We start from the raw sequence: 12,668 nt of genomic DNA, 5'->3' as shown, positions 1-12,668 counted from the left end.
CCTCCGGAATAATGAATTTATCCAAAGCGTTGCGCGATTGTGTCGACCTGTCAAGCGTTGGCATCGGCTTCAAGCCGCGCAACTTCGTCACGGATGCCTTGCGTTAAAGCCTCGGCAAAGCGGTTTAACCGTTCGTTGCGCTGATCGCCCTGATGCCGGACAAGATAGAAGCTTCGCGTCAAACCCACTTGATCCGTCAAGATTTTCCGCAGGTTTGGATGGAACGGCAAAGTAAAGTCATGGGCAACACAAACACCGGTACCCAATGAAACCTGTCGCAATTGAACCGAGACCGAATTCGATGCAAGTGCGACACGGTCAACGCCAATATCGTTGAGATAGTCCAGCTCTCGGTCAAAGATCATATCCGGGATGTAACCAATCAGGCGGTGCCCCTTAAGATCGTTGACTGAACCAATAGGCGCATGGCGATCCAGATAATCCTGCGTGGCCACCATATGCAGCTTATAATCGCTGATCTTCTTGACCAGCAACCTTCCTGCTGTGGGCGCGCTGACAGTTACGGCCATGTCGGCCTCGCGCCGGGATAGGTTTATGATCCTTGGCAGCGCCAGGATCTGGATGTCCAGATCAGGGTTGGCATCACTGATTTTCGCACAAACCTGTGGCAACAGGTAATTGGCGCTGCCATCGGGCGCACCAATCCGTATCTGCCCACTGAGGGATTTGGTCGACCCAGTGACCACACCAGCCGCCGCGCGCATCGCCTCTTCGGCCTGCAAACCGTGGTCCAACAGGCGTTCACCTGCGGCGGTCAGGATGTATCCCTGTTGCGACTTCGTAAACAACAGCGCATCCAATGTTGTCTCAAGCCGCGCAATGCGCCGCCCTACAGTTGCAGGATCAATCTTGAGGATACGGCCCGCCGATGACAGGCTTTCCTCGCGCGCGACGGCCAGGAAAACCCGCATATCATCCCAGTTCGGATTCATATTTTCCCTTTTGCATTTTTGCAAAGCAATTTTGAAACATTGCCTCTGTTCACCAAATTTTTGCAAGTCTATTTTGCCGACAGATCTACCCGGAAGGAATTTGTCATGCAGAACCTGACCCACTATATCAACGGCGAGAATGTAGAAGGTACATCTGGCCGTTTCGCCGACGTGTTCAACCCCGCCACCGGCGAGGTTCAGGCCCATTGCCCGATGGCCAGTGTTGCCGAAACCGAAGCAGCGATTGCCGACGCCGCTGCTGCTCAGCCTAAATGGGGAGCAACGAACCCCCAGAAACGTGCTCGCGTGATGATGGCAATGGTTGGCTTGATGAACCGCGACATGGACAAACTTGCCGAAGCGCTGAGCCGCGAGCACGGCAAAACCATCCCCGATGCCAAGGGTGACCTTCAGCGTGGCCTGGAAGTGATCGAGTACTGCATCGGCGCACCGCAGATGCTGAAGGGTGAGTTTACCGACAGCGCAGGTCCCGGCATTGACATGTATTCGATGCGCCAGCCTCTAGGTGTTGTCGCCTCGATCATGCCGTTCAACTTCCCGGCCATGATGCCTCTGTGGCATGTCGGCCCGGCTTTGGCCTGCGGCAACGCGGTGGTACTGAAACCGTCCGAGCGCGATCCTTCCGTGCCGCTGATGCTGGCAGAACTGTTCGTCGAAGCTGGCCTTCCCAAGGGCGTATTCCAGGTCGTGAACGGCGATAAGGAAGCGGTCGACACTCTGCTTGACAGCGAAATCATTCAAGGCGTCAGCTTTGTCGGTTCAACACCGATCGCGCAATATATCTATTCCCGCGCAACCGCAAACGGGAAGCGTGCACAATGCTTTGGCGGTGCGAAGAACCATATGATCATCATGCCGGATGCCGATCTGGATCAAGCCGCCGACGCGCTGGTCGGAGCTGGTTTCGGAGCAGCTGGCGAACGCTGTATGGCAATTTCGGTTGCTGTACCCGTAGGCGAAGAGACCGCCGACGCGTTGATCGAGAAACTGATCCCGCGTGTCGAGAAACTGAAGGTTGGCCCCTACACCGCCGGGGACGATGTTGATATGGGACCGGTTGTAACCGGTGCTGCTAAAGAGCGTATTCTTGGCCTGATTAACTCGGGTGTTGAACAAGGTGCAAAGCTGGTCGTCGACAACCGCGATTTCAGCTTGCAGGGATATGAAGACGGCTTCTTTGTTGGCCCGCACCTCTTCGACCATGTCACACCCGACATGGACATATACACCCAAGAAATCTTTGGCCCAGTTCTGTCTACCGTTCGCGCAGGTTCGTATGAAGAAGCGCTGAAGTTGGCGATGGACCATGAATATGGCAATGGTACCGCAATCTACACCCGCGATGGAGATACCGCGCGTGACTTTGCGAGCCGTGTCAACATCGGCATGGTCGGCATCAACGTTCCGATCCCGGTTCCGCTGGCCTATCACACCTTTGGTGGTTGGAAAAAGTCCATGTTTGGTGACCTGAACCAGCACGGCCCAGACAGCTTCAAGTTCTACACCCGCACCAAAACCGTGACCTCGCGCTGGCCGTCGGGCATCAAAGAAGGTGGTGAGTTCAACTTCAAAGCGATGGACTGATCTGCATCCGCAAAATTGCCTACCACCAATACCGGCCCCCAACGGGCCGGTATTTTTTGGCGAAGTATTGCCACAGTGGTTAAGAAAATCCGGGCTTCACGATAAATTCACAGCTCTGCCACTGGAAAAGCAACTACAGCGACAATAGTTTGTTGCCAATTTCCTAGTTTCGAGCAGTACGAATACCGGAGGCCGCTTTGTCAAATCCGTACATGACCCGCCGCTCTGCCCTGTTGGGCGCAGCTTCTCTTTTGGCGACGCCCACCTTGGTGCGCGCTCAAAGCTCTGATGCCTTCCCGGTGGATGAAGAGGCCATCAGCACGCAATTGCCAGTACGCCGCAATGTGTCATCATTCTCACAGCAGAACTGGCAGGATCACTTCGATGAGCTGGGCGTTGGCTGCCTGCTGGCCGATATCACTAGCCGAGCAGTGCATTACTGGGGACCGGACGGAACGTATAAGCTGTACCCCAGCTCAGTCCCGATGAGCGAAGAGCTTACCAAGCGCGGCTATACCGAGGTCAAGCGCAAGACTGAAAATCCAAGCTGGACTCCAACCGCGTCTATGCGTGAACGTGATCCGTCCCTGCCCGTACGCATGGAAGGTGGCGATCCCGGCAACCCGTTGGGGACTCGCGCGATGTATCTGGGCTGGCCCGCTTATCTGGTGCATGGCACCCATGACACGCGCAAGATTGGCCGCCAAAGTTCGTCAGGGTGTATCGGCCTTTACAACCAGCACGTTGAGGAACTGTACCCTCTGGTCCAGGTTGGAACTCAGGTCAGACTGGTTTGACAAAAAAACCCCGGCCATCAGGACCGGGGCTTTCTACTTGACGGGGATCGAGTTTATTCCGGAAGTATCACTGCATCGATCACGTGGATCACGCCATTGCTGGCTTCGATATCCGCCTGAACAACCTTGGCATCATTGACCTTGACGCCTTTTTTGGCGTTCACGCTCAGCTGGTCGCCCTGTACCGTGCGAACCTTGGCGCGTTTGCCGGCAATATCACCTGACATCACCTTGGCCGGGACCACGTGATAGGTCAAAATCTCGACCAGTTGATCCTTATTTTCCGGCAACAGCAGCGTTTCAACCGTGCCTTCAGGCAAAGCGGCAAAAGCTTCGTCTGTGGGTGCAAAAACGGTGAACGGTCCATCACCTTTTAGCGTGTCAACCAGACCTGCGGCCTGCACAGCGGCGACCAGAGTGTTGAACGATCCGGCCGAAACGGCGGTGTCCACGATGTCGGCAGCTTGTGCCTTGACGGGCAGTGCAAGTGCAAGTGCGGCGGCGGCGCCCATGAATGTGCGGCGAAACATGGCTGTTATCTCCTCTCCAGCTTGTTATGAAAAGGGTTACGGAGGTTTAGCCAGCCCGGATCACTTTTCTTTGACTTGAATCCAGATACTCTGCGCGCGCCCGTCTTTGAGAAACGGCAATGCTTCAACCGCATCAGGACGATCCTGTTGCAGGAAGTACCCCGGCCAAAGCAATGAATACGCGCCAGATTGCAACAAAGCATGCAGGATGTACTGCTCTCCCCAGCCGGGGCAATCATAGAAGAACCGCTTGGGGTACTCGAAGGGCAGAAAAACATCATGTACGTGAATCACCACACCCGGCTTTAGCGCGGGAATGATGCGGCAGAACAGATGTGCCACGTCGTTGCTCATCCGTACGACGTGGCTGGAATCGATGAACAGAACGTCACCTGCTTCAAGCTGATCGAACAGCGCCGGATCGACCTCTTCCAGCCGCTTCTGTTCAAAGTGATCGACGACATGCGCGATATCCGCCCGTGGATACGGATCAATCGCAGTGATCTGCGTATCCAAACCACCGTCGATGATGGCCTGCCGGGTGACGCGGGTTGAATTGCCGCAGCCGACCTCAATCACCCGTTTGGGCGCGAACCGCCGGATCATCAGGTACAACGCGTCAGCATCCGGGCTGTCGTAATATCCATTGCCCAGGCGATAGCCGGTTTGATTGCGCGCAGGGTCTTTCAACGCCTCCAGTGCGGCAGCGTGCTGACCATATTCTGCAACCAGCTCGGTGATATCAAATCCCTCCATCCCCGGCGACAAGGCATAGGCCGGGCGGGTCAACCCGCCTGCCCGTTCAAACGCCTCAAGCCGCGCACGCTCGTCCAGTTCCGTGACCTTATCGACCAGCTTCACCCCTAACTCTTCAAGGGCTGCGTTGATCTGCGGGAATTTTCTGGGTTTCACGGGCGGCTCCACTTGGCGGTTCGTGTGTTCCATACCTTTGCAGGCCGGGCTTGTGCAAGAAGAGCCGCCCCAAACGCTTGGCAAAACAGAAATTTCCGTATTCACTGGTCAGAATAGTAGCACGAGGGTTGCCATGCAGCAGGAATTTACGCTGGGCATTGAAGAAGAGTATCTGCTGGTCGATCGCGACAGCTTTCAACTTGCCCAAGCGCCCACGGCACTGATGGAGGCCTGTCAGGCGGATTTCGAAGGACAGGTTAGCCCCGAATTCCTGCAATGCCAGATTGAGGTCGGCACCCGGCCCCATTCGACGATCAAATCGGCCCGAGAAGATTTGAAACGCCTGCGCTCATGCGTTGCGGATCGGGCGGCTGAATACAACCTCGCGCCAATTGCTGTGTCCTGCCACCCGTTTGCCGACTGGAAGAAACAGCACCACACCCGCAAGGATCGCTATGACGCGCTGCAACATGCCCTTGGTGGCGTGGCCCGGCGCATGTTGATCTGCGGGATGCACGTTCACGTTGGTGTCGAAGACCCTGCCCTGCGGGCCGACCTGATGCCTCAGCTATCCTACTTCCTGCCGCATCTGTTGGCCCTGTCGACGTCGTCCCCCTACTGGAATGGAGAGGACACTGGCCTTTCCTCCTACCGCCTGACCGTGTTTGACAACCTGCCACGCACAGGGTTGCCACCGGTTCTAGCCAGTTGGTCGGATTATGAACGCACCACCGGCATTCTGGTCGAGTTGGGCGTGATCGAAGACACGACAAAAATCTGGTGGGACCTTCGCCCGTCACACCGATTTCCCACGCTGGAAACGCGCATCATGGATGTGCAGCCACGGTTAGAGCACACACTATCGTTGGCGGCCCTGGTCCAGGCGTTGACCCGCATGCTGTGCCGCCTGAAGGACCGCAATCTGCGCTGGCGGCATTACGATCAGTTCCTGATCAGTGAAAACCGTTGGCGCGCGCAGCGCTATGGCGTGGGCGAAGGTCTGATCGACTTTGGCGACCGTTCAATAAAACCCATGCCCGAGTTGATGGGTGAACTGATGGGAATGCTGGCTGAAGACGCCGAGGCACTGGGCACCATGACCGAGCTGGCGCGCCTGCAGCAAATCGCACAGACCGGCACGTCGGCCACCCGACAGCGCCGCGTCCATGCCGAAGCTGCAGCACGCGGCGATGATCCCGGCAAAGCCGTCGTGCAGCACCTGATCGAAGAATTTCATCACGATCTTTAATGCCCCTGCCGATTGCTGGCCGTGCAAAATTTCTGTAAGAATTCGGAAATAAACAGTCGTTCAATTCATTCGGCAGCGTGGGAGGCAAGCCTTGGATTTCGCACTAACAGAAGAGCAAACCGCAATCTTCGACATGGCGTATGATTTCGGGCAGGACAAGATCGCCCCGAACGCGCGCCAGTGGGAGGCTGACGGAACCATCCCTAAAGACCTTTGGCCGCAAATTGGCGAGCTGGGGTTCGGCGGGCTTTATGTCTCGGAAGACAGCGGCGGGTCCGGCCTTACCCGTCTGGACGCGACATTGGTGTTCGAAGCGCTGTCAATGGCTTGCCCTTCCGTCGCGGCCTTTCTGTCGATCCACAACATGTGCGCCAAAATGTTGGACAGTTTCGGAAGCGACGATCTGAAATCCCGCATCATGCCGGATGTGCTAAGCCTCAATACCATCCTCAGCTATTGCCTGACGGAACCCGGATCAGGCTCGGACGCGGCTGCACTAAAAACCCGCGCGGATCGCACGAATGAGGGCTATACGCTGAACGGCACCAAGGCCTTTATCTCGGGTGGTGGTTATTCTGATGCCTATGTCTGCATGGTGCGCACCGGCCAGGATGGGCCAAAGGGCATTTCAACGGTTTATGTCGAGGACGGCACGCCGGGCCTCAGCTTTGGCGCGCTGGAACAGAAGATGGGTTGGAAAAGCCAGCCGACAGCGCAGGTGCAATTCGATGACTGCCACATCCCGGCCGGAAATCTGGTGGGCACCGAAGGGGATGGGTTTAAATATGCGATGAAGGGTCTGGATGGCGGGCGGCTCAATATCGCCTCTTGTTCCCTGGGGGCTGCCCAGTCCGGGCTCAACATGACCTTGCAATACATGTCTGAACGCAAGGCATTCGGCCAATCGATCGACCAGTTTCAGGCGCTGCAATTCCGGCTGGCGGATATGGAGATCGAACTGCAAGCCGCCCGTACCTTCCTGCGGCAGGCCGCCTGGAAGCTGGATCAGGGCACGCCCGATGCCACCAAGTTTTGCGCCATGGCCAAGAAATTTGTGACCGAGACTGGATCGAAAGTTGTCGACCAATGCCTGCAATTGCATGGTGGCTATGGTTATCTGGCCGATTATGGCATCGAAAAACTGGTGCGCGATCTGCGCGTTCACCAGATTCTGGAAGGCACCAATGAAATCATGCGGGTCATCGTCGCCCGTCAAATGCTTGCCGAACACTGAGGAACACATGCCAGACATCGACATCCGCATCACTGGTCGCGCCGGGCGCATCACCCTGACCCGACCAAAGGCCCTGAACGCGATGACCTATGATATGTGCATGGCCATCGACACGGCCCTGCGCAACTGGCGCGAAGATGATGCCGTGGATCTGGTCATCATGGACGCCGAAGGCGACAAGGCCTTTTGTGCGGGCGGCGATATCGCCGACCTTTACGCGTCAGGTTGCAAGGGGGATTTCGATTATGGACGTACCTTCTGGCGCGATGAATACCGGCTGAATGCGCTGATCTTCGAATACCCCAAACCGGTCATCAGCTTTCTGCAGGGTTTCACCATGGGCGGTGGCGTGGGCATTGGATGCCATGGCAGCCACCGGATCGTTGGGGAAAGTTCGAAGATTGCTCTGCCGGAATGTTCGATTGGGCTTTTGCCGGATGTGGGCAGCACATTGATGCTGGCGATGGCCCCCGGTCGTCTAGGCGAATACCTGGGCACAACCGGTCATCGCATGGGCCCCGGAGACGCCGTCTTTGCCGGTTTTGCCGACCACTTCATCCCGATATCGGATTGGTCCGCCTTAATCGAGATGCTCGAGGCTTCGGGTGATGCCGAACTGATTGCAAAACACTCCACGCCGCCGCCCGAAAGCACGTTGGAACAACAGCACTCCGTTATCGAAGCCCTATTCGCCGGGGAAAGCCTGGGCGATGTCCTGAACGCATTGACCCATTCCAGCGACGCAATGGCTGCGGACGCGCTGACGCTGATGGGCCGCAATTCGCCGCTGTCGATGGCTTGTACGATCGAAGCGCTGCATCGCCTACGGGGGCCCAGCCTGACGCTGCGCAAGGCGTTGGAACTGGAATACCGCTATACGTTCCGCGCGATGGAGCATGGCGACTTTCTGGAAGGAATTCGCGCTCAGATCATCGACAAGGACCGTAATCCACAATGGCGGTTTGCCGACCAATCCGTACCAGCGGTGGCGGTGTCGAAAATGCTGCAGCCACTGGGCAAAGACATGCTGACATTTGAGGAGGTTTGAGAGATGAAAATCGGGTTTATCGGTCTGGGCAACATGGGCAATCCAATGGCCGCCAATCTGGCAAAGGCCGGGCATGAGGTAACTGGTTTTGACATGGCCGAGGTCAGTGTCGCTGGTGTCGCCATGACCGGTTCGGGTGCCGAAGCTGCCGCAAACGCCGATATCGTCATCACCATGCTGCCAAACGGAAAAATCTTGCGCGCTGTCGGGGATGAGATCATCCCTGCAATGCAATCCGGGTCTGTGTGGATCGACTGCTCAACCGTCGATGTCGACAGCGCCCGCGCTGTCGCGGATCAGGCAAAGCAGGCTGGAATTCTGGCGGTAGATGCCCCTGTTTCGGGTGGAATCGGCGGCGCAGCGGCTGGCACTTTGACTTTCATGGCAGGTGGCAGCGATGCCGCATTTGCGAAAGCAGCGCCGCTGTTCGAAATCATGGGTCAAAAAGCCGTTCATTGCGGTGAATCCGGCGCCGGTCAGGCTGCCAAGATCTGCAATAACATGATCCTCGGTGTCACCATGATTGCCACGTGCGAAGCCTTTGCGCTGGCAGATAAACTGGGCCTGGACAGGCAAAAGATGTTTGATGTGGTCAGCACATCCTCGGGCTATAGCTGGACCATGAACGCCTATTGTCCCGCGCCCGGCGTGGGGCCGGAAAGCCCGGCAGACAACAATTACCAACCCGGTTTCGCCGCTGAATTGATGCTGAAAGACCTGCGTCTAAGCCAACAGGCCGCCGAAAGCTCGGATGCCGATACGCCGATGGGTCAGGCCGCAACCGCGCTTTATGAACAGTTCGTTGAGTCTGAGGGGGGATTGGGCATGGACTTCTCTGCCATGCTGCCGCGGTTCGAAAAGCGCGGTCGTAGTTAGGCGCGCTGCGTGGGCGGCTTCTTGCCCACGGGGTTGACCATACAGGAACCAACGGCCATTTGTCTTTAATACGGCATGTTTGCAGAGGGAAGTTAGATGTCGCGAGTCTTAACTATTTCCACGTCAATCCTCGCGCTAGCGCTCAGCGCTGGGCTTGCCGACGCCGGGAACGGCAAAGGGAAAGCCGGGCATTGCCCTCCTGGACTGGCCAAGAAAGCCGTTCCGTGTGTGCCGCCGGGTCAGGTTAAGAACCTCTATCGCACGGGCGACTACATCAACCGCGACTATCGCTGGATCAACGACCCGTATCGCTATGGGCTGAACCGTGGCAGCTACATCCGCGCAGGTGACTATGTCTATCGCGTCGATCCTGATACACGAAAAGTGCTGAACCTGATCGGTGCGGTGGCTGACATCCTCAACTGAGGATCAGCCCCCTATTCCGCAGCAACACGCGCGCCCTCAAGCATCTGCTTCAGATACCGCCCCGTATGGCTGCGTTCCACTGCAGCCACATCCTCGGGTGTGCCGGTCGCGACGATCTCACCACCACCATCGCCACCTTCGGGGCCGATATCAATGATGTGGTCGGCGGTTTTCACAACGTCCAGGTTGTGTTCGATCACCACAACCGTATTGCCCTGATCGACCAGTTCATGTAGCACTTCCAATAGCTTACGGACGTCTTCGAAATGAAGACCGGTAGTCGGCTCGTCCAGGATATACAAAGTCCGCCCGGTTGAACGCTTGGACAACTCCTTTGACAGCTTCACCCGCTGCGCCTCACCACCAGACAGCGTAGTCGCCTGCTGACCGACCTTGATATAGCCAAGCCCGACCCGTGCCAGCGCATCCATCTTGTCGCGGATCGAGGGCACGGCCTTAAAGAACTCCTGCGCATCTTCCACTGTCATATCAAGAACATCGGCGATGGACTTACCCTTGAACTTGATCTCAAGCGTTTCGCGGTTGTAGCGCGCGCCCTTGCAGGTTTCGCAGGTGACGTAAACATCGGGCAGAAAGTGCATCTCGATCTTAATGACGCCGTCACCTTGACAGGCTTCGCACCGGCCGCCCTTGACGTTAAAGCTGAACCGACCCGGCTTGTAACCACGCGCCTTGGCTTCGGGTAAACCGGCGAACCAATCACGGATCGGAGTGAAGGCCCCAGTGTAAGTTGCTGGATTCGAACGCGGAGTCCGCCCGATAGGCCGCTGGTCGATGTCGATGACTTTATCCAGATGTTCCAGTCCCTTGATCGTCTCACAGGGTGCCGGAGTTTGGCGCGCACCGTTCAGACGCATCGAAGCGGTTTTGAACAACGTCTCAATCGTCAACGTCGATTTGCCACCGCCCGACACTCCGGTCACGCAGACGAACTTACCCAGCGGGAAATCGGCGGTGACGTTCTTCAGGTTGTTGCCCGTCGCCTTAACCACCGAGACCTTTTTCTTATTCCCCTTGCGCCGTTCTGTTGGAACGGCAATTTCCCTTGTGCCTGCCAAATACTGACCGGTCATAGAGGCGGCATCTGAAGCGATCTGTTCAGGTGTGCCCTTACTGACCACCTGTCCGCCATGAACACCGGCTCCAGGTCCTATATCAAACACATAGTCGGCCTCACGGATTGCCTCTTCGTCATGTTCTACGACGATCACCGTGTTGCCCTGATCGCGCAGGTTCTTGAGCGTGCCCAGAAGGCGGTCGTTGTCCCGCTGGTGCAGCCCGATTGAGGGCTCATCCAGCACGTACAGAACGCCGGTCAGGCCGGAACCGATCTGGCTGGCCAGACGAATCCGTTGGCTTTCGCCCCCGGACAGTGTTCCACTTGAACGGGACAACGTAAGGTATTCCAAACCCACGTTATTCAGGAAACCCAACCGCTCGCGAATCTCTTTCAGAATCGCCCGCGCGATTTCGTTCTTCTGAACGCTCAGGTGGTTCGGAGCATCCTCGACCCACGCCAGAGCCTCTTTGATCGACATCTGAACAACCTGTCCCACATGCAGACCTGCGATCTTGACGGCCAAAGCCTCGGGGCGCAGGCGATACCCTTCGCAGGACCCACAGGGGCGGTTGTTCTGGTAGCGTTCGAACTCTTCCCGAATCCAGGCGCTGTCGGTCTCGCGATAACGGCGCTCCATATTGGGAATCACGCCCTCGAAACTGCGAGTGACCTGATACACCCGACCGCCTTCGTCATAACGGAACTGGATCTCCTCATCGCCAGACCCGCGCAAAAACACCTGTTGGACCTTTGGCGGCAGGTCTTTCCAAGGCGTATTCTTGTCGAATTCGTAATGCCGCGCGATGGCTTCGATGGTTTGCAGGAAATAGGGCGACTTTCCTTTGCGCCACGGGGCCAAGGCACCATCATAGAGTTTCAGCGTCTGGTCCGGCACTACAAGCCGTTCGTCAAAGAACAGCTCGACCCCTAGGCCATCGCAGTCCGGACAGGCCCCGAACGGCGCGTTGAATGAAAACAGGCGGGGCTCGATCTCGGGGATGGTGAAGCCGCTGACCGGGCACGCAAAATTTTCACTGAAGGTAATCCGCTCAGGATCACCTTCGCGCGGCGCGGTTTCCAGAACCGCGATCCCGTCTGCCAGATCCAGAGCGGTCCGCAGGCTGTCGGCCAGACGCGTTTCCATCCCCTCGCGCACAACCAGTCGGTCGACCACGACATCGATATCGTGGCGGAACTTCTTGTCCAGCGTGGGCGGCTCATCGAGCTCATAGAACTCGCCATCAACTTTCACGCGCTGAAAACCCTGTTTGCGCAGTTCGAGGAATTCCTTTTTGTACTCCCCCTTCCGGTCCCGCACGATGGGCGCCAGAAGATACCCGCGCGTGCCCTCCTCCATCGTCATGATACGGTCGACCATGTCCTGCACCTGTTGCGCCTCAATCGGTTGACCGGTCGCGGGGCTGTAGGGCGTGCCTGCGCGCGCAAATAACAGACGCATATAGTCGTAAATCTCGGTCACCGTCCCAACGGTCGAACGCGGGTTTTTCGATGTGGTTTTCTGTTCAATCGAAATTGCCGGGGAAAGGCCGCTGATATGATCCACATCCGGCTTTTCCATCATGTCCAGGAACTGACGCGCATAAGCCGACAGGCTTTCGACATAGCGACGCTGACCTTCTGCATAAATCGTATCAAAGGCCAAAGACGACTTGCCAGAACCCGACAACCCGGTGATCACCACCAGCTGATCGCGCGGGATATCCACGTCAATGCCCTTGAGGTTATGCTCGCGCGCGCCGCGCACCTCGATATTTTTCAGCTCAGCCATTTTGGCCCCCAACACACAAGTGTCCTAGAAATAGGCGAGCGGCTCCGAGTCTCCAATAGAAAAGTTAGAACAAAGTGTGAACAATCGGATTATTGCCGACATCTCCTGACAGTATGACCCCGATCCGATGCGTGCCCCGGAAGGGGTTGATTGAATATTCGGTATTTC

Annotated in this window: 11 protein-coding genes; 7 read left to right on the top strand and 4 right to left on the bottom strand. The window is 56.9% G+C overall.

Annotated elements, in window-relative coordinates; translation table 11 throughout:
- Positions 1–50: 50 nt before the first annotated feature.
- Positions 51–953, bottom strand: coding sequence for a LysR family transcriptional regulator (locus ACR0JB_RS04435; RefSeq protein ID WP_170348581.1), 903 nt, complete (start codon positions 951–953; stop codon positions 51–53).
- Between the two features lie 105 nt (positions 954–1,058).
- On the opposite strand from ACR0JB_RS04435, the gene ACR0JB_RS04430 reads away from it, so the two are divergent.
- Positions 1,059–2,558 (top strand): CoA-acylating methylmalonate-semialdehyde dehydrogenase, encoded by a 1,500-nt coding sequence (locus ACR0JB_RS04430; protein WP_480789710.1) that lies wholly within the window; start codon positions 1,059–1,061, stop codon positions 2,556–2,558.
- Between the two features lie 212 nt (positions 2,559–2,770).
- A complete protein-coding gene (locus ACR0JB_RS04425) occupies positions 2,771–3,355 on the top strand; it encodes a L,D-transpeptidase (protein WP_170394333.1) in 585 nt (194 codons plus the stop codon).
- Positions 3,356–3,408: 53 nt separating this feature from the next.
- On the opposite strand, the gene ACR0JB_RS04420 is transcribed toward ACR0JB_RS04425, so the two are convergent.
- Both ACR0JB_RS04420 and ACR0JB_RS04415 read right to left on the bottom strand, forming a co-directional pair.
- Positions 3,409–3,885 (bottom strand): fasciclin domain-containing protein, encoded by a 477-nt coding sequence (locus ACR0JB_RS04420; protein ID WP_170348579.1) that lies wholly within the window; start codon positions 3,883–3,885, stop codon positions 3,409–3,411.
- 60 nt (positions 3,886–3,945) lie between these two features.
- Entirely contained in the window at positions 3,946–4,797 is an 852-nt protein-coding gene (locus ACR0JB_RS04415; RefSeq protein WP_170393904.1) for a class I SAM-dependent methyltransferase, read from the bottom strand.
- A 133-nt stretch (positions 4,798–4,930) separates the two neighbouring features.
- Between ACR0JB_RS04415 and ACR0JB_RS04410 the strand changes: the two genes are divergently transcribed.
- The 5 genes from ACR0JB_RS04410 (at position 4,931) to ACR0JB_RS04390 (ending at position 9,630) form a co-directional block, all read left to right on the top strand.
- Positions 4,931–6,046, top strand: coding sequence for a carboxylate-amine ligase (locus ACR0JB_RS04410; protein WP_170393902.1), 1,116 nt, complete (start codon positions 4,931–4,933; stop codon positions 6,044–6,046).
- A 91-nt stretch (positions 6,047–6,137) separates the two neighbouring features.
- Positions 6,138–7,280 carry an acyl-CoA dehydrogenase family protein gene (locus ACR0JB_RS04405; protein WP_170393900.1) on the top strand — a complete coding sequence of 381 codons (1,143 nt, stop codon included), beginning with the start codon at positions 6,138–6,140 and terminating at the stop codon, positions 7,278–7,280.
- Between the two features lie 7 nt (positions 7,281–7,287).
- On the top strand, positions 7,288–8,328 hold the full coding sequence (locus ACR0JB_RS04400; RefSeq protein WP_170393898.1) for an enoyl-CoA hydratase/isomerase family protein: 1,041 nt from the start codon (positions 7,288–7,290) through the stop codon (positions 8,326–8,328).
- Positions 8,329–8,331: 3 nt separating this feature from the next.
- Positions 8,332–9,204, top strand: coding sequence for a 3-hydroxyisobutyrate dehydrogenase (mmsB, locus tag ACR0JB_RS04395; RefSeq protein ID WP_480789709.1), 873 nt, complete (start codon positions 8,332–8,334; stop codon positions 9,202–9,204).
- Positions 9,205–9,300: 96 nt separating this feature from the next.
- Positions 9,301–9,630: a hypothetical protein gene (locus tag ACR0JB_RS04390; protein ID WP_170375148.1), complete on the top strand. Its 330-nt coding sequence runs from the start codon at positions 9,301–9,303 to the stop codon at positions 9,628–9,630.
- A gap of 11 nt (positions 9,631–9,641) precedes the next feature.
- Here ACR0JB_RS04390 and uvrA read toward each other — a convergent pair whose 3' ends face one another.
- On the bottom strand, positions 9,642–12,500 hold the full coding sequence (uvrA, locus tag ACR0JB_RS04385) for an excinuclease ABC subunit UvrA (protein ID WP_170505167.1): 2,859 nt from the start codon (positions 12,498–12,500) through the stop codon (positions 9,642–9,644).
- Positions 12,501–12,668: the final 168 nt, after the last annotated feature.

Source organism: Ruegeria sp. BI7 (assembly GCF_056537925.1).
Note: the sequence above shows the minus strand (reverse complement) of the source record. Positions and strands in the feature narration are given on the sequence as shown.